Here is a 16,324-nt window from a genome sequence, read left to right as displayed (position 1 = left end):
GCATGCCGGTTAACATCCCCGACCAGTTTCTAGAGCGGGTGAAGAACGAATGGCGCACAAATGGGTATTTTTAGACTTTCAGAGGAGGTGAAGGAGGATCAAACTGGAATTTACCATCGTGGCGTTCGGAAACACGGCGAAGCACTGGCCGATGAGTGTTTTTGACAGATCATCGAGAGATTGGAAGTGTTGGGCGTCCCCCCTGCTCTACTATTAGGAAGTACTCGAGATTTGCGAAGGATATCGGCGTGGCGTCTGTGGGGTGCAGTAGATCTACTAGAGGCTGGATGGCGATGATGTAGAGATCATAGCTAAATTGTGGTCGCAGCATCCAACTCGACGTTTTGAACTATGGGAAGCACGTCCTCTGACCTGGAAAATCTTGGGCTTCTGAAGCTCGGCTTCACTTTCTCCGGCAATGTCGCCGATTATGAACGTGAGCTTGAAGGGGTTGACCAAGGCACGTGCGACCAGATGAGCCTTAAATTGCGACCTACCTCAAGATGGGGGTTTCGTACCCGACTAGGACGGCCTCATCGATGCCTAAACGGCAGGCGGCCTGCGAAGTACTAACATTTGGGTTGAAAGACCCGGCTAGGGCAGTTCTGTAGAGCTTAGCCAAGTCTCAACTAGTCACGGGCTGCACACAAGATAAATCAACGGGACCAATAAAGCCACCTTCAAAAATAGTTGCTGGTTAGAGTGCTCGGTCCGACGTGACCGATGCTGTTGTGTAGGGCTTCTTTCACGCGAGTCGCCTGCAGGTCCGCCGAAGGATTTCGATCTATTCAACGTGGCGTAACTTTGGAAAAATCGGCCCACGGTCGACACCAACTCTCCCTTAGGTGGGTCGCGCTATAAATGTGATGGTTCAAGGTGCGCATAGGTGTTAAACCAGCATCACTACGGAAGCCAAGCAAAAGGAAAAATTGCAAATGGCCAGTGTCGACTTGAATTCGATGGAGCTTAGTGAACTGAAAAAGCTCCAAAAGGATGTGACGAAGGCGATAGATGACTTCGAGGAGCGCAAGCGGCTCGAAGCACTCGCTGCGGTCAAAGCAAAGGCGCAAGAGATGGGATTTTCCCTTGCGGAGCTCACTGGAGATGTGACGAAAAAGAAGGCCGGAAAATCTGCAGGAATCCCAAAGTATGTCCATCCCGAAAATCCGGCCAAGACGTGGACAGGCAGAGGGCGGCAACCAGCCTGGATTAAAGAAGCCCTGGATGCCGGTCGATCTTTGGATGAGTTTCTGATCACCAAGAGCTGATAGTAAGAGCCTGAGCAGGGGGTGGTTTTAAGAGTCAATCGCTTTGATTTGTGGGCTCTGCCCCCCCCCTGAAACCTAGATTTTTGAAATTCGGAGTTGTCGGGGTGGCTTTCCTAGCTGGGCGAGAATCCAGACCTCAAAGCGACTTCGGACCTCTGATCCCAATCCTTGTTGGTCTCAGCCAGACTCCTTGGCTGTCCGAAATCGTGTCAGAAATTCTGGATCGGAACCTGGAGATCTGAGGGGCTAGCCACGACTTTGCTGCGTACCCGTCCGGACTCCACCCAGCGAACCGAAACACGTTGGATGAGGTTTCTTTCTGCTCTGAGATCAGGTGCGTTCAAAGTTCTACGTACCGTGTTTTTCTGTCAACATTGCAAGCGTATTTGGCACCGAAGGCGTTCGGTAGCCAGACGTCACTTTGAATATCAAGCCAACCTGAACAAGCCGGCCGGAGGTTGAGGCCCAGAAGGCATTTGCCAGGCTTGTCTGGGGCCTTAGGCACCTGGTTGCAGTGTCTGCCCTAGGGGCTGGTGCGGCGGGTGCAGTCTTGGTCATGGGGGGCAGGCATCGTCTGGGCTCTTCGGCCAGAAATCGTTTCATCCTTTTTCAGGACACCTGTCATTACAAGCGATGGGGCGAGAGAGGTTTTCTGAGAAACAGCATGAAGAGATCATGGGATTTTCTTGATGGTCTTGGAAAGCTATTTTTTGAGGTCTCTCCCCATTACTCCTTAAAAAAGTACCGCAAAAAAAGAACTTCGTAACACATTTGTAGAAATGCGTTTCAGCGACGTAAAGCCAGAAGGACCGAAAAGCTTGTTTTCCCCAAAAGTGTTACGAAACCCTGCAAATTCGTTACACGGTTTCGGCACTCGCCTTATTTTCAAGGGCTCATGGGACTGCCTCCTGAGCCACTCGCGGGGGCGTCATCGCGGAGTGAAACCACCCCGAACACCGCGCCAGGATCTCGAGAAATATCGTTGTCCTGTATCTCAACCTGCAGCGATCTTCGCGCCCTTATACAACTTCTGTAACAGCCAAGAGCGCCAGTATTTGCAGGCCAACCCAGCCGAGAGGCTCGAAAAACAAGTGCGCGCCATTTTCCTTGCAGCGATTTTCAGATTTCAGAACATGATTTTCTTCGCTCGAAGCCTTGCTCTTTGCCTCCTGCTATATGTGTTCGTAACGAAAAAGTTGGATTAGGTATCGCAAGTCACAAGTTACGTATCGCCGCTCTCAAGAAAAGTATCGCAAATGGGCAAGTGATGGTGACCTGGGACAGGTTGGCGCCACTTTAGGGTGACTTTCCGGCAGTTTTAGAAGACCTGCGAGCAGGTTGAGATCACTTGAAAAAGGTCATCTTAAGTTGCGACACGGTATATTCACTTCTGGCCGCTCACCATGGGGCGCGTTGCACGTTCAGCCAGTCGCGCAGAGAGATCAAGTCTGTCATCTCGCCGCGCACCATGACATCGAGCGCTGAAAGCCCCTCGAAAGCAGCGTTCGGCTTGCGGATCCAAGCGTAGCCATGCTCGCGGTCGAGGAACAGATATCGAAGGCCCTTGTGGATCCCGATGAGCAGCGCCATTCGCATCCGCAAGTCATGGTCGATCCGGCCGATCTGCCCGCCTTTCCAGCGCGCCCAGGTACGCTTGGTCATGTCGCCCAGGAGCGTGCGGGCTTCGGCATCACTGAGCTGCCAAGCTCGGAAAAGGTCCACGGTCATGCGTGCGATTGCGGCTGCCTCGTCGTCGGTGATCGAGGGGCTCAAGGGTTTTGCCGGCGTCGGAGGGACGGGCCGCAGATCCATGGTGGCGACATCTCAGGCAAGACTGCAACTGCGTAAACTTCGAAGCATAGAAAGTAGACCACAGTTGAGCCCAAAGCATCAATAATGTAGCAGCTCCGCGTCTCGTCTTACCTCTGCATTCGACGGCTGTTTGACCGCGAGACGAATGCCTGCAGGCTCGCGCCCGTAGAGCTCGTCAACTTCATCCTCCGGAAGGCGTGTCGCTTCGCCTCGAACTGCGCCACAGCTCGGGCGCATCCGGCATCTGTCGCCGCGTTGTAGCGGGGTCGTCGGAAGCAATTTATGACCCTTTCACCTGGGAAAGAGGCCGTGTGCCCGCGTAGTTGCGGGGTCATCGGAGGCCTAGGGCGCCTGGCCGTGAGCTCTATCTGCGGCATTTATCGCCGCGTAGTAGCGGGGTCGTCATGCTCCAAGATATTGTATTCATTGTCATTGTCGAGAATGACCCCGCTACTACGCGCAGCTATCAATCTGACAGATTTAAGCACGATCGGCCCGATGGCTTCGAGCAAAGGCGGTTCGCCACGAGGTCACGAGAACCAGTAGGGTCCGTGCTCTCCAAGCCGCGCCTGAAATTAACGCAATAATTCAATGACTTACTGGATTATGGCCCCGCAACCACGCGGCGGACCGGATTCAGTATATCGCTGTCGCTGCAAGGTATGTTCACCGCTCGATGACCCCACAACTACGCGGGAGAGCCGGTCAGGATCAAAGTTTGACCCCACAACTACGCGCAATTTGTGATCAACGACCCCACAACCACGCGACGGGCGGATTCTGAGTCTCTCCATGTTCTGACCGTATGAAACAACTGTTAGGCGAAGCAGGCCGGGTCACCCCAAGTGCACACTGACCTCCGGCTTACTCTAAGAAGTGTCCGGGTGCCGCCTGTACCGCACATCATGAGCGCCACCTCTGGGCAGGACGCAATCGTCGTCGGCCAGAAGCTTTCGGATCGGCTGAACGCCCGTTAGTGTCATTGCGTGAACATCCCCCCGCGCTTCGCCCCGCCCTGAGCGTTAACGTGGGCTTCGACTTGAACCACGACCGCAGTGCTATAAACGCTTGCTTTTGCATGGCTTGCAGCGTTGCCATCGATGACACGAAAGGTCTTCAACAAAGACGCAACGAGTCCGCATAGCTTGCCCCTACGTCAACTTGCGTCTAATCAAGGCACGCCCGCCTGAGCCCCGCCGTTCAGGCTGAGCCGTTTGACGAATTTTCCGGGAAGGTCTCCTCCGACATGCTGGATCACGCCGCCATCGCCGAGACGCTCGGCGATCATTACGACCTTGCACCTTCGCCAGAGACCGCGGAACGGCTGGGCCCCATCTACGCGCGTATGCGCCGGGTGGTACCGCCGGCTGACTGGGCCCTGCATGCCCCCTATGTCGCGGCGATCAACGAACTCAAGGCCGAGCGCAACGCTGTCATCCTCGCGCACAACTACATGACGCCGCAGATTTACCACGGCATCGCCGATGTGGTCGGCGACAGCCTGCAGCTGGCCATCGCCGCCGCGGAGATCGAGGCCGATGTGATCGTGCAATGCGGCGTGCATTTTATGGCCGAGACCTCGAAGCTCCTGAACCCGGGCAAGACCGTGCTGATCCCGGACATGGGCGCCGGTTGCTCGCTGGCCGAGAGCATCACGCCCGCGGACATTGCGGAGCTGCGCCGCCGCTACCCCGGCGCACCGGTGGTGACCTATGTGAACACCTCGGCCGAGGTGAAGGCAGCTTCCGACATCTGCTGCACCTCGTCCAACGCTGCGCATATCGTCGCCGCGCTCGAGGCCGAGACGGTGATCATGGCCCCCGACAAATACCTGGCCCAGAACGTCGCGCGGCAGGTGCCGCGGAAGACCGTGGTCTGGCACGACGGCGCCTGCATCGTGCACGAGCGGTTCACCGCGCGCGAGTTGCAGGAGTTTCGGGAGTGGCAGCCCGACACCCGCATCATCGCGCATCCCGAGTGCCCGCCGGACGTGATCGCCGAGGCCGATTTCTCGGGCTCGACCAGCGGCATCATCGACTACGTCAGCCGCGAGCAGCCAGGCAAGGCCCTGCTGGTAACCGAGTGCTCCATGGCCTCGAACATCTCCGACGCGCATCCGGCAGTGGAGTTCGTGGGCCCCTGCAACATGTGCCCGCACATGAAGAAGATCACGCTGGAAAAGGTGCTCTGGTCGCTGCACAGCATGCAGGGTGTCGTCGAGGTCGATGCGACACTTGCCAAACCCGCCCGACGCGCCGTGGAGCGGATGATCAATCTGTCCCGGCAAGCGCAGGCCTGAGGACATGCCGGACCGCAGGAGGTTCGAGGCAACTTTCGTTCGGGCAGGGTTCCCCACCTTGCCCTACCCATCGAAAAGGCGCGCCCGGTCCGACCGCAGATCGAAGGAACACTCCCGATGCCCGTCCCGCCTCTTCCCGACCTGATCCTTGACCCGCTGGTGCGCGCCGCCTTGCTCGAGGATCTCGGGACCTCGGGCGACCTGACCACCCGTACGGTCATCCCGCCCGGAACGAGGACTCGGGCGCGTCTTACGAGCAGAGAGGCGGGCGTGGTCTCGGGCATGCAGATCGCCCGGATGGCCTTCCAGCTTGTCGACCCGGCGCTCTCCGTGACCACGCACTGCCTGGACGGGGCCCGCGTCCGCCCGGGCGAGGTGCTGATGGAGATCGAGGGTGAGGCCGCCGCCCTCTTCGCCGCAGAACGGGTGGCGCTGAATTTCGCCGGCCGGCTTTCCGGGATCGCCACCACCACTGCCGCTTATGTCGCCGAGACCCAGGGCACCGCCGCCCGGATCACCTGCACCCGCAAGACGACCCCCGGCCTGCGCCTCGTCGAGAAACAGGCGGTTCTGCACGGAGGTGGCTTCAATCACCGGTTTTCACTCTCGGACGCGATCCTTGTGAAGGACAATCACATCGCCGCGGCGGGCGGCATTGCCCCGCTTCTGCGCGCGATCAGGGCGCAGGCCTCGCACATGGTGCGCGTCGAGATCGAGGTCGACAGCCTCGACCAGCTTGGCGAAGTGCTGGAGGACGGCGGCGCCGATGCGGTCCTGCTCGACAACATGTCGACCGAGACCCTGCGCGCCGCGGTCGCGATGACCGATGGCCGCCTACGGCTCGAGGCCTCTGGCTCCATGCGGCTCGACCGCATTGCGGAGGTCGCGGCCACGGGCGTCGACTACATCTCCGTCGGCGCGCTGACCCACAGCGCGCCGACGCTCGATCTCGGCCTCGACATCTGAGGGCCGGGGCGGTTGGAAGGCAGAAATCCTTCCGGAGGGAGGGCGTCGAAGCGCATAGTCGGCGTTGTTGCAGAACCATCGCCTTGAGGATTCACTTCGCGAATCCATGCGGTTAGACGGGCTGCATGAGTAAACCGCCTTCCGCCCGCTATCGCACGACGAACTGGTCCAGCTACAACGCATCGCTGCGCAAGCGGGGGTCGCTCCTGATCTGGGTCGACAAGGACATGACGTGGCGCGCGCCGCGTGGCGGTCGGCCGGGACGGCCAGCGGTGTTTTCCGATGCCGCCATCCAGTTCTGCCTGTCGATCAAGATCCTGTTCAAGCTGCCGTTGCTCCAGACTTCCGGAATGGTGGCGAGCCTGCTGAAGTTAGCAGGGCTGAACTGGCCCGTGCTGGACTTTTCGACCCTGTGCCGCAGGCAAAAGACCCTGGTCGTGCAGGTTCCCTATCGCCGCACAGACGGGCCGCTGAACCTGCTCGTGGACAGTACCGGGATCAAGTTTCTCGGTGATGGCGATTGGCAGTCCCGCAAGCACGGGGTGCAAGGCCGACGCCAATGGCGCAAGGTCCATCTGGCCATGGATCCGGCCACATCCGACATCCGAGCCGTGGAATTCACGCCCAGCCGTGATGGCGACAGTCCCGTGCTCCCGGACTTCCTTGGGCAGGTCCCGGAAGACGAGCAGATCGGCACCGTGACTGCCGACGGCGCCTATGACACGCGCCGCTGCCACACCGCTATCCTCGCGCGTCAGGCCATGCCGATCATTCCGATCCGCAAAAACGGGCGGCTATGGAAGGATGACAGCCCGTCGGCACGCGCCCGATACGAAACCCTGCGCGCAACGCGATATTACGGCAAGGCTTTCTGGAAACGATGGACGGGATACCACGCCCGAAGCCGCATCGAGGCGAAGATGCGCTGCCTGAAATCCTTCGGAGAGCGCATCATGGCAAGAGACCCCGACCGCCAGACCGCCGAAATCCACATCCGCGTCGCACTCATGAACCGATTCAACGCACTCACAACCGCCGAGGTCGTTCGCGTTGCCTGACGTAAGCGGGGTAAGGGGCGGGCATGCCTCAGGCTTGGGTTCTGCAACAACGCCCAGTAGAGACTTCAAGAGCCGGCAAACCCGGCATTTCCGAGAGACCTACTTCGGCAAACTTGAGGTGATGGAGCGCGCAAGCCTGTTCAGCGCACTACGTCTTCTGGACCCGGTTCGGGCCAGCACGGCTTCGCAGTGGCGCCGGGCGGTGTTGACGCTGATCTTCATGCGCGCCGCAGCCTCTTTCGTTGAGAGGCCATCCAGCAAGCAGCGCGCCATGACTTCCTGACGTTTTGTCAGGCCGAACGTGTTCGCTAACCGTTTTGCCAGTATCGCTGCATCGGGCGGCGATATACTGATATAACCCGCATCAGGATCTGGCAGAGGCAGATTGAGGAAAGCTCGGCCCACCTCCGAGGATCCGGGTTCGTTATCAGTGAGGCGAATATCCATGTCACTCTCGGCAATAGCGTGTTGAAGTCGCTCCTGGGTGCGTGCTTGGTGATCAAGGGACGCAAAAGCACTCGCGAAGGCTGGCAGCAGCAGGTTAAGTACCGTTTCCGTCTTTTCCCCAGTAATCGCCAGCGCTTTGTCGCTGCAATAACCCATGGCAAACACCGCCTCGCCGACGGCGAGGCGTTTTGTCATGCCGACAACGTAGTTCATTCCCGCAGGATAAAACGCCTCGCGGTGAAAGGCGGCGTGTTCGATTATCTCGCGGCTGGCAAACGCGCTTTCACGATAAACACCGCTCCCAATTTGGCGTCTTGTCAGATTGATATTGTCCAGATCGGGGTCAGTCGACCGAATGTTGCCGTCCCGGTCCACTCCGGCAAATGTCCGATAGAAGTATTCCTCTATCTGCGGGCCGGTATTCCACGTGGTCAATAACGGCGTGCCCTCGTTCAGCCAGGCGGCCATAGCCGCATCCGCCTCAACCAGACTTGCCGTGTCCTGCAGAATGCCCTCGACAACTTCTGGCTGCAGTTCGAGCTCGAGCAAGCGCTTTTGAATGTCAGCGACCTTTAGCGCGGTGTGCAAGTCAATCTCCATGATCTGCAATTATCACCTTCGGAAGATAGGGCAAATGCCCCATGCCTGTCCGATTTCATGCTGTCACCGTTACCGAAAAAGGACTCGTGAGGGAGACGTTTTGAAAATTCGTATGATGACGGGACTGATCGGCCTCTTCGCCATGACAGGCGCCGCTGCAGCGCAGGATGAGGGCGGAACGATGATTGTTCTCGATGGATCCGGCAGCATGTGGGGACAAATCGGCGGGACTGCCAAGATCGAAATTGCTCGCGATGCCATTGGTCGTTTGACGGCAGACTGGCCCCAGGACCGGCTACTGGGCGTGATGGCGTACGGCCACCGGCGCGAGGGCGATTGCGGCGATATAGAGATGCTCCTGACGCCCGGCCCGCTCGACCGAAGCGCCGTCAAGGCCGCGCTCGACGGCGTCACGCCGCGCGGTAAGACGCCTGTGGGCGCCTCGGTGCGCGCCGCTGCCGAAACAGTTGGACAGGACGGATCGGTTGTTGTTGTCACCGACGGTCTGGAGAATTGCGGTGCCGATCTCTGCGCGCTCGGGGACGAATTGGAAGCCTCCGACGCAGGCTTTACCGCGCATCTGATCGGCTTTGACGTTGAGGATGCGGGTGGTCAGCTGGCCTGCCTCGCCGAGGCCACAGGTGGGCAGTACATCCCCGCCGCAGACGCGGACTCGCTAATCGGCGCGCTCCAGCAGGTAAGCACGACCGAGCCTGAGCCGGAACCAACCGGGCCCCGTTTCTTCGACGAGTTCGAGCGCGCCGAGCTTGGCCCGGACTGGACTGTGAACAACCCCGATCCGTCCGGCTTCATCCTCGACGACGGGACACTGATCACGATGACCGTGGAGCCGGGATATATGGGCGATGCGCCCGATCAGGCCAACGTCTTTCGCTGGACGGCGGCCGAATTCCCGGACGGCGATTGGGACTTGAGCACTGATTTCACCGCGCGCCTGGGTGAGGTTCAGAGCCTGGGCGGGCGCCGGGCCATCGTCCAGGTCGGGCGTTACGCCGATGTTGACAACACGATCTCCGCCTATGTTTATCGACAGGGCAATTCCAACGACGACCTGTGGCTGCGACTTCGTGCCATGTCTGGGGGCACGGAAACACGCGCGGAGGTGGAAATCGCGGGCAACGTCAGAGGCTATGAACTGGCGCAGATCCTGCGGGATTTCGAGGAAAAGGGTGCCCGCCTAACCATCTCGAAGCGGGGCCGCGATTATGTCGGCCGACTGAGCATGAACGGCTGGTCCATGCAGGAGGGCGGCCCGGAGGTCATCGAGACCGATCCGATTCAGGTACTTCGCACGACGGGCGATCCGGCGCTTTTCGCTGGTACGCTCGGCTCGAAGCAGACCGTGGCGGAGTTCGACCGCATCGAGATCACGGAGGTGAAGTGATGCCGGTCCGGACCTCCTACACCGCTCTGGGATGTGCGGGGGCGGCGTTGTTCGCCCTCGCCACAGGCGCTGAAACCCAGGTCTGCGGGACGTCCACGCTGAGCGACGCACCGCCGCTCTACCCGCTTCCGCAGGACGGCTCATGGGGCTTCGTTGGGCGCGACGGCGAGTGGCGTCTCGCGCCGCAATGGCGCCAGGTAAGGCCATTCTCCGAAGGCGCCGCGGCGGTCGAGACCGATGCAGGATGGGGCCTCATAGACAGCGACGGCACATTTATCGTCGATCCGGGCGCGCAGGACGCCGACCGTGTGATCATCGCCGGAGAGACCTTTGCGCTCTCGCCGTTCAAGCCGATGTCGGACGGATGCAGCGCCGCCACTCCGATGGATGCGACGCCATACTATGTCACTGCGGACGGGAACACGTGGACACCGCCCGCATTTGCGGATCGCGATGTGCAGGATATCGGCAGCTTCTCCGAAGGCCTTGCCTGGGTGCGCTTTGCAGAGGATCGAGTGGCTTGGATCGACACAGCTGGCGAGCTGGCAATTGCGCCCAACTTCATCGACGGAGGCGACTTCGTGAACGGCCGCGCGCCGGCTGCTGTCAATACCGAGAACCGCGGCTATATCGACAGGTCCGGGGAGCTCGTCTTTCCCCGCAAGTTCATCCTGCAAGAGGCCGGGAGCTATGCGGATGGCCTTGCCCCGGTGCGCCTGAACGACGATGCCGGCTACATGGGCCGCGATAACTGGGCCATACGTGAGATCGAACATCCCGATGGCGACATGCGTGAGATCGACATCGCCACCCCGTTCTCGGATGGCCGCGCAGCCGTTAGACTCGCCGGGATGGCCGCGGCCCCCGTCTGGATAGATACGCAAGGAAAAGTAGCCGTCGACCCGCAGGAGAGGTCTCGCCTGACAATCTGCAGCGACACGCGTTTGCCTGCCTATAGAGGTGGTCTGCTGCCTCTCGTCGTGGGACATGGCACGAATATCTGCGGAAACACACCCGATATCCGGTATGAAGGCCCAGGCGATCCGCGATCTGGCCCGGAGGCGATGCTATGGTATCTGCCATGGGACCGCGACAAACTTGTCTGGCTGGACAAAACTGGGGCCAAGGTGATCGATCAAGCCGTCTGCCGTCGCGCGCCGGGGGTCGCGGCCCTCAAAGCCGCAACAGACGCCGGGGACCTTGCGCCGGGCGCCTATCGCATGACGCTTTCAGGCACAGCGACCGGCGACGTTGCGCCACGCCGTGCGGACGCGCCGTGCAACCGTTCGGAGTTTACGATGGACGGCAACGAGGCCACGAATGCCGCCGGGCCGTGGGTGCTGTCGCTTGCTGGTGATGCGGAATGGCAAGGGAAGCCTGTGGCCGCGATGCTCAGCCTGGGCCTGTCAGAAGGGATCGAGACAGGCACGTATGAGATCGGTGCCACCAGCGCGGAAAACCTTCCCTCGGCCTACCTGTGGATGAGCCGCCGCGATGCCGGGCCGAACGCGCCGCGCCCGGCAACCTATACCTCCCAAAGCGGCACCCTGACCCTGTCCCAACGCAACCAGACGGCAATCACCGGCACGGTCGAGATCACATTTGCGTCCCGGGACGCACCTTCGGATGAAATTATCCTTTCGGCCCGGTTCAACGAAATCCCTTATGAGACCGGGCCGGAAGTCTCCGTGGTCGAGACGACCGGGGCGGTGACCGCGCTTGACGAGTCCATGCCAGACGATCCGCTGATCAATTTCTTCACTCCAGCCAAAGCCGTGGAGAGCGAGGACAGACTTGTGCTGTCGCTGGGCGAGTATGGCCCCAAGCTGGAGTTGGACTTGCCCGCTGGCCATGATGGAGCCTTCACGGCAGGGCCGGACGCCGATGTGTCGATCACCTTCGCAGGCATGCCGGTCAAAGCGGAAGGTCAGCTTGAGCGGTCTGACGGGCGCCTGTCTGGCAACGTGACCGCCGAGCTCAGCGCACATGAGCAGGTCGACGGCGCGGGCAGCGTCACGGTGCGATTTGCCGAAATCCCGGTGGAGAGTGACGAATGATCCGCCAGGCTCTTGCGGTGCTCGCCATTCCAGGTGCGGCAGCCGCCCAACAGATCGACAGCGTCTATACGACCTACGATTGGGACACTGACTGCCGGACGCTAGAAGATAACCTACCTGCCGATGAGGCGGCGATGAGCCTTCGTATGGTGTGTCCCGGCCCGGATGGCTTTTACCTGATGCTGGCCGAGGGCGATGCGCGGATTTCAATAGCTTACGCCACCACGCAACGCTTCGGTCCTTGGGAAAGCTTCACGCCGTTTAACACCGTACACGACACGGTCGAATGGCGGCGACAGAGGCTCAATGAGAAGATGCAAGCCTTCGCCACCATTCACCGCTGGGATGTTGGACCCAGCCATTATGACCGCGAGATACTGGTCATCAGTACAGTCGCCACCGCGACTGGTGCCGAAAGCTGCATGGTCGGAGTCATCGACACCACTACAACGCCCGACGCCAACGAATTGGCGCGTGCGGTAGCCGACCGCTTTGCTCCGGGCTTTGTTTGCGGCAACGCGCAGCCGCGCGCCTTCGGTTATGTCGGCATTGAAACGCCGCTGCCACGGCGCGTCCCTCCACATCACGACAGAGCCAAAGGAGATCACCCATGATCCGCCCCCTCATCAACGGCATGCTGACAGCGCTCATCACCGCAACGCCGCTTCTCGCCGACGGCCGTGTCACCTTCACGGCCGATGCCGGCGATGCGGGCCAGATGAACATGACCGAACGCTGGACCGGCAATGCGCTGCGGACTGATATCGAAGGGATGGATGCCTACATGCTTTTGCGAGACGAAAGCGTTTATTCCATCATCTCGATGGCTGGTCAGATCACGGTGATGGACCTCGGCCAGTTGAAGGACATGCCCGGAGCTTCGGCCTCTCGGTCACCGTCACAGAGTGAGGCGGGCGTCGTCTTTCCTGACGAGATCGCATCTCTGAATGCCCTCGGTGAAACACGTGAAATCGCTGGCGTGGAGGGGGAAGTCCACGACGTCGCATGGCGCGACGCCGCAGGCGAAGTCCGAACCGATACTGCGGTGCTGACCGACGATCCGCGACTGTTGGAGCATCAATCCCTCAAGATGCAGCTGATCGAGGCCATCAGCGGCGAAGCTCCGAACCCGCTTCTGGTCGAACTCGACGACCGCGGTCTTGCCGCACTGAGCTTTGGGGATCGCTTCACGGTGACCGAGGTCGGCAGCGACGCGGGCCCGGCGGGCGATTTCGAGTTGCCGGCGGAACCGATTGACCTTGGCGGGATAATGAACATGGGCAACCAATGAACCTCTTTGCCGGTCTTGCTGCAATCCTGTGTCTTGTGGCTTTGCCGCTGAGCGCGCAAGACACGTGCGACCCAAAGGATGCGCCGTCAGTGCCGCTCTGCTCGGTCGGCGGCATGCTTGAAGCCGTAAACCCGCCACAGGCTTTCGATCTACTGGGCAATCTCAATCCGTCCGCATTCGCGGGCGGCGCGAATGCCGATTTGATGCCCGGTCAGGCCAGTCTTTCGATTGCCGGCGGAGTGAGTGCCGGTGGTGCGGCCTGCGCGCGTCATCTCTCGGCGAAACGCATTGGGGGGACCGAGGGCGTGCCCGGATTGGACCAAGGCACGATCGACTTTGTCGAGGACATGTCGGGAGAAACCCTCGACGTGCCGGCAGCCAGCGGGGGCACCCGTCGTGCGGTGTTCGAGGTCTTCAGCCCGAACCTCTTTTCGTTTCAGGGCGGTAGCCTGGGCAGACCCTTGGGATTCAAGCATGGTGGCGTCGGCGGCTGGCCGATCAACAGCGGCGCGCACCTTGTCATTGCGCTGACGGATGCCGAACCTGGCGATTTGCGCGCTGGTCAGAGCTATCCCGCGCGCGCCGTGGGCAGTGGCGGCGATGGTGACCCGTCCACAGTCTTTTCGTCTTGGACCGGTGAGATCCGGCCGCGCCCCTACCTGCCTCCGAAGACGGAAAACCAAAGGCGCGAACAGGAATTCGCGAAGCGCATGTGCCGCGCTGTCCGGCAAGGCGCGCTCAAGACGCTCGAGCTGTCGACGATCCCGCAGGATGCCACGATCGGCCGACAAGTCAGGGACTTGAACTGCGACATGGACGGGGTCAGCCAGGCCGGCATCCGCACACGCGTTCCGACAGGCACTCTATCCGGCACGGTGCATATCGAGCAGATCACCGACACAAAGGTGATCGGTCGTTTTGAGCTGTCCGGCACCGCAAGGGTCGAGCGGGAGCGTCGAACGTGGAACCCCCGCGCGCGCAATCACGTCTTGATCGACAGCGACGAGGGCGAAAAGCCGCTTCAGGTTTCGGGTCGCTTCGCCGCGCCGAACATGCGCAACATGGGCTATGCGATAGGCCCGCTGGAGGTCGCGCAGGCGCTCACCGATGGCAGCGCGCCTACCGACGAACTGCGCCTGATCGCGCACCAGCCCGCGCGCGACGCAAAAAACCTGCCATGGGATGACCCGGGCATCCGCCTCATATTCGACCGTCCGCTCGACCCGGCGTCGGTCACGCCAGCGGCCATCAAGGTGGAATTCGGCTTGGCCAACGGCACGGGTGGCACCGTCATGGCCCCGATCAAGACCCGCCCGCGCCTGTCGGGCCGCGATACCGTGGTCGTCACACCACAAGAACCGATGCGGGACGGAGTGCGCTACCGCGTGACGGTTCGCGCAGGTGCAACCGGCATTCGCGGCGCCGGAGGCGAAGAGATGGCCGTCGATCAGGTCTGGGGATTCGACACGATGGTCGATTTGAGCGATGACGAGTTCATGCAGGCCGGGCTCGCACAACATCTCGCTTGGCGCGAGGGTGTGGAGAGCGACACTATCCAAGTGGTGACGAACGCGCCGTTGGTCCGCGGCAAACCGGCCGCGATCCGTGTCTATCCCAAGTGGCGCGCAGATCCGCAGATCGCTCCGGGCTGGCAGGTGACCAATTTCAAGGCAGATATTCGCGCCCGCCCGGCCTTCGATCCAGAGGCCCCTCTGCTGGTGCCCGAGCGAGAGGGCGTACAACTCCGCCGCCCGGATCTATTCACTGACGAAGAACGCCGTAAGGGAGAAAACAGCGTGATGCTTTTCGGCTGGACCCCCGAGTTCCAGGAGATTGCCGCGCTGCGCACTGAGATCGAACCCGTGCGCGAGTGCCAGGACTCTACCCGGGTCTTTTCCGGGGTAGAGCCGCTTGACTGGGATCCGCTCGAGCGGGACCTCGAAATCGGCTATGTCTTGGCACGCGTCGGACCGTGGTACGATCTTGTGCCGCAGGATGTTCTATACGAGGCCGCGCTTACGGTGCGCCGCTCGGAGACATATATCGAGCAACTTTTTCCGGTGCAGTCGGTGCGATTTTCCGAAGCGCCAGCGCCGCCGCCCGATCCAGATCTCAACGAGACGCTCGTCTCCGCCATCGAAAAGATCTACCAGTTCGAACTGCTGGCCGAGACGTTTTCCGACGACACGATGGATACGCTACGCGCCTTCAACGAATACCTCGCGACGCCCCCCGCATTGGCCGAAAAACTCAGCAAACGCGCGAACGTCCGTTCGCTTCTTCTGAACACGGTCCAGGACCATCTCATCGCCAACAACAACTACGATCGGTTCGATCTGGTTGTGATCTTTATGCCTTATGAATGGATCCAGCTCCTTGGTGTCACGCATAGTCCGAAAGCGGACCAAATGGACAATCCCACCAAGACGGCCGTTCAGCCCTTTATCGGCATGAGTCTGACTAAGCGCCTCACAGGCGTGAAGCGCATCGCAAATAACGGCGCCATCACGCACGAGGTGGGACACGCATTCGGGCTCAACCATGTGCCCGGCGTGCCGCCTCAAATCTCAAAAAAGACCATAGCGGACCGGCATGAAGACACGCGTTTTCCAGGGATCGAAGGCATTCGGATCGCGCCCGACGGCCGCTCGGGGAAAATCAAGTCTTTTGAGGACGGAAATGCCGAAACGGAGGAGGAACTGCTGCCCTTGATGTTCCCAAGAACGCAGCCAAAGGAGAACCAGTTCATTGCACGGGATCACTACCTTCTTCTGCTGAAAAATCTAAAAAAAGATTTTGTCGCGCTCTCGCCTTAGGCTTGCAGGCGCAGGATCGAGGGCATGCACCGGTCGTACGATGGCGTGGTGGTGTGGGACATGTCGTTTCACGTCGAAAAACCGCAGCATGCGAAGGAACTTGTCCCGCTCCTTCACCCGCGCGGCCGCCGAAAGGTTCGCCAATTCATTACGCAGAGCGATTGTCAATAGCTGATCGAAGCGTTTGAATTGATTGAGCTGTCACCCTGAAGTCAGAAAATTCTCCGTTAACCAAGTCAGGGTATTGACTGAGAAGGCTCAAAGCAGATGTCGGGCGTACGGCCACCGAAGGTCGGCTTTTGGCG

The 16,324-nt window shown here is 60.4% G+C and carries 11 protein-coding genes; 9 read left to right on the top strand and 2 right to left on the bottom strand.

Going from position 1 to position 16,324, the window contains the following annotated elements; genetic code table 11:
- Window positions 1–935: 935 nt before the first annotated feature.
- A complete protein-coding gene (locus LR948_RS18575; protein ID WP_232755635.1) occupies window positions 936–1,268 on the top strand; it encodes an H-NS family nucleoid-associated regulatory protein in 333 nt (110 codons plus the stop codon).
- A gap of 1,398 nt (window positions 1,269–2,666) precedes the next feature.
- Here the strand turns inward: LR948_RS18575 and LR948_RS18570 are convergent.
- Window positions 2,667–3,080 carry an antitoxin Xre/MbcA/ParS toxin-binding domain-containing protein gene (locus LR948_RS18570; RefSeq protein WP_232755634.1) on the bottom strand — a complete coding sequence of 138 codons (414 nt, stop codon included), beginning with the start codon at window positions 3,078–3,080 and terminating at the stop codon, window positions 2,667–2,669.
- Between the two features lie 1,246 nt (window positions 3,081–4,326).
- Between LR948_RS18570 and nadA the strand changes: the two genes are divergently transcribed.
- The 3 genes from nadA to LR948_RS18555 all read left to right on the top strand — a co-directional run bounded on the left by nadA (window position 4,327) and on the right by LR948_RS18555 (window position 7,403).
- Complete coding sequence (nadA, locus tag LR948_RS18565; protein ID WP_232755632.1) at window positions 4,327–5,379, top strand: quinolinate synthase NadA; 1,053 nt, start codon at window positions 4,327–4,329, stop codon at window positions 5,377–5,379.
- A gap of 117 nt (window positions 5,380–5,496) precedes the next feature.
- Complete coding sequence (nadC, locus tag LR948_RS18560) at window positions 5,497–6,345, top strand: carboxylating nicotinate-nucleotide diphosphorylase (protein ID WP_232755630.1); 849 nt, start codon at window positions 5,497–5,499, stop codon at window positions 6,343–6,345.
- Window positions 6,346–6,470: 125 nt separating this feature from the next.
- Window positions 6,471–7,403, top strand: a complete 933-nt coding sequence (locus LR948_RS18555; RefSeq protein WP_232755629.1) for an IS5 family transposase — start codon at window positions 6,471–6,473, stop codon at window positions 7,401–7,403.
- Between the two features lie 99 nt (window positions 7,404–7,502).
- Here LR948_RS18555 and LR948_RS18550 read toward each other — a convergent pair whose 3' ends face one another.
- On the bottom strand, window positions 7,503–8,459 hold the full coding sequence (locus LR948_RS18550; RefSeq protein WP_232755628.1) for a helix-turn-helix transcriptional regulator: 957 nt from the start codon (window positions 8,457–8,459) through the stop codon (window positions 7,503–7,505).
- A 91-nt stretch (window positions 8,460–8,550) separates the two neighbouring features.
- Between LR948_RS18550 and LR948_RS18545 the strand changes: the two genes are divergently transcribed.
- From LR948_RS18545 to LR948_RS18525, 5 genes are read left to right on the top strand one after another with little or no spacing between them, the layout of a single operon-like run.
- Window positions 8,551–9,855 carry a VWA domain-containing protein gene (locus LR948_RS18545; protein ID WP_232755627.1) on the top strand — a complete coding sequence of 435 codons (1,305 nt, stop codon included), beginning with the start codon at window positions 8,551–8,553 and terminating at the stop codon, window positions 9,853–9,855.
- A complete protein-coding gene (locus LR948_RS18540) occupies window positions 9,855–11,912 on the top strand; it encodes a WG repeat-containing protein (RefSeq protein WP_232755624.1) in 2,058 nt (685 codons plus the stop codon). The genes LR948_RS18545 and LR948_RS18540 overlap by 1 nt, the downstream gene beginning before the upstream one ends.
- Entirely contained in the window at window positions 11,909–12,526 is a 618-nt protein-coding gene (locus tag LR948_RS18535) for an RNA polymerase-associated LEO1 family protein (protein WP_232755623.1), read from the top strand. Before LR948_RS18540 ends, LR948_RS18535 begins: the two co-directional genes overlap by 4 nt.
- Window positions 12,523–13,203, top strand: a complete 681-nt coding sequence (locus tag LR948_RS18530; RefSeq protein ID WP_232755622.1) for a hypothetical protein — start codon at window positions 12,523–12,525, stop codon at window positions 13,201–13,203. Before LR948_RS18535 ends, LR948_RS18530 begins: the two co-directional genes overlap by 4 nt.
- Window positions 13,200–16,019 carry an Ig-like domain-containing protein gene (locus LR948_RS18525; RefSeq protein ID WP_232755621.1) on the top strand — a complete coding sequence of 940 codons (2,820 nt, stop codon included), beginning with the start codon at window positions 13,200–13,202 and terminating at the stop codon, window positions 16,017–16,019. The genes LR948_RS18530 and LR948_RS18525 overlap by 4 nt, the downstream gene beginning before the upstream one ends.
- The last annotated feature ends 305 nt before the right edge of the window (window positions 16,020–16,324 follow it).

The organism is Roseivivax sp. GX 12232, from assembly GCF_021272185.1.
Classification (GTDB): domain Bacteria; phylum Pseudomonadota; class Alphaproteobacteria; order Rhodobacterales; family Rhodobacteraceae; genus Roseivivax.
The sequence above is the reverse complement of the archived record's forward strand: the minus strand, read 5'-3'. Positions and strand labels throughout refer to the sequence as shown.

Excerpts from the sequence above, each read along its gene's own strand:
- LR948_RS18575 (WP_232755635.1), top strand. The coding sequence starts at position 936 with ATGGCCAGTGTCGACTTGAATTCGATGGAGCTTAGTGAACTGAAAAAG.
- LR948_RS18570 (WP_232755634.1), bottom strand. The coding sequence starts at position 3,080 with ATGGATCTGCGGCCCGTCCCTCCGACGCCGGCAAAACCCTTGAGCCCC.
- nadA (WP_232755632.1), top strand. The coding sequence starts at position 4,327 with ATGCTGGATCACGCCGCCATCGCCGAGACGCTCGGCGATCATTACGAC.
- nadC (WP_232755630.1), top strand. The coding sequence starts at position 5,497 with ATGCCCGTCCCGCCTCTTCCCGACCTGATCCTTGACCCGCTGGTGCGC.
- LR948_RS18555 (WP_232755629.1), top strand. The coding sequence starts at position 6,471 with ATGAGTAAACCGCCTTCCGCCCGCTATCGCACGACGAACTGGTCCAGC.
- LR948_RS18540 (WP_232755624.1), top strand. The coding sequence starts at position 9,855 with ATGCCGGTCCGGACCTCCTACACCGCTCTGGGATGTGCGGGGGCGGCG.
- LR948_RS18535 (WP_232755623.1), top strand. The coding sequence starts at position 11,909 with ATGATCCGCCAGGCTCTTGCGGTGCTCGCCATTCCAGGTGCGGCAGCC.
- LR948_RS18530 (WP_232755622.1), top strand. The coding sequence starts at position 12,523 with ATGATCCGCCCCCTCATCAACGGCATGCTGACAGCGCTCATCACCGCA.
- LR948_RS18525 (WP_232755621.1), top strand. The coding sequence starts at position 13,200 with ATGAACCTCTTTGCCGGTCTTGCTGCAATCCTGTGTCTTGTGGCTTTG.